This is a genomic window from Streptomyces sp. A0958, assembly GCF_004795035.1.
Taxonomy (GTDB): Bacteria; Actinomycetota; Actinomycetes; order Streptomycetales; family Streptomycetaceae; genus Streptomyces.
Map to the genome: position 1 here is coordinate 1 of NZ_SSBK01000098.1, position 1,336 is coordinate 1,336.

Here is a 1,336-nt window from a genome sequence, read left to right on the forward strand (position 1 = left end):
CCGCCGCCCCAGACCACCCGAGATACCTCAGATGGCCTGGATCAACGACCCGGCCAAACGGAGAGACCCCGCACCACAAACCTCATAGCGTCACGACCGTCTCACTGGACTTGAAATCTTCCGATCCGCTGGACCAGCTGCACAAAGTCCTGCCGCGGCGGCGCAGGGAAACCGAGACACGAAAAGGGTGATCGTGGTCTCCTGGCAGGTGGGCCGGTCCGGTCCCTATGTGGGGCAAGTGCGTTGTGATGCACAGCCGTCCAACTCGTCAGGAGGCATGATTGATTCCCGCCGTCAGTCTTGATGTTGACCCCTCGTTCCCCGCAGGTCTAGCCATGGGGCTACCCGACAAGGACGAGGTGATCGAGGAGGGCTATGGCTGCTTCCGAGATGTCTGGACCATCGGGGAAGTAGGTCACGAAGAAGCCATTCAAATGATCGAAGCCGAGAGACACCTAGTGAGGCTTGTCGATCAGGCAAGCCGAACTGATGCCGAGTTTGAGGCTATGGCCAAGGCCGTAGAGACAGGAGAGCTTGAGAACCTGCCCGATGGCTACGCCGAGGAGCACCCTCAGAGCGAGCTTGTGCAGTTCCTAGACGCTGTTGACGAGGAACACTCACCACTTGATGCTCTCGATCTTGGCGTGGCTGGACTGGCGTACGCGCTGTCCTCCGTCGGATGCTTCACCGCCGCAAGTTGCCGTAGCCACTACTCCGATCAACCATGGGCAGACCGACCGGTGATCTTCTTTGCTGCCGAGCGACCTACTGTCCACTGGCTGACGCCACTGGTACGGGACAGCGGATGCGGATTCGCGGACGGTAGCGACCGAGCAGATAGGCTCTTGATCGTGCAAGCGCCGTCGATCACTAACTTCGTGGATTTGGCTCAACGCATCGTGGAGCAAGCCGAGCGACAAGGACCTGTGTCAGCTGATGTCTGAAGCTCACCGCTCGTTGTGCGAATCGAAGGGCAGTTGACATCCGCAGCTGACATCAACGGCGGCGTACAGCGGCGGTCGTGGGGAGCCCGGGGCGGCAGCCGTGGGGGAGTCCGTTAGGGTGCTTAAGCACCTCGGGTCGAACTTACAAAGCAGATGTCGGCGGTTCGAAACCGTCCGCGCCCACCAGTGGTAACGAGCAGGTGAAAGCCTGTTTTTGACCCCTCGACCGGTCTCGGTCGGGGGGTCTTCTCGTGGTCGAAGTCCACTAAGCCTTGATCCGCCGAGGCGGTTTGAGGATGTTCTCCTGCCCGGTTGTTGAGTTGGTTCTGTGTGGGTGGCTGAGTGTGGGCAGGTGGTATCTGCTGGTTTGCCCAGCTTTTCCACGTTCTTCG

The 1,336-nt window shown here is 60.0% G+C and carries 1 protein-coding gene; it reads left to right on the forward strand.

From position 1 onward, the window contains the following. Positions 1-281 precede the first annotated feature (281 nt). Positions 282-944: a hypothetical protein gene (locus E6P78_RS32485; RefSeq protein WP_136207202.1), complete on the forward strand. Its 663-nt coding sequence runs from the start codon at positions 282-284 to the stop codon at positions 942-944. Positions 945-1,336: the final 392 nt, after the last annotated feature.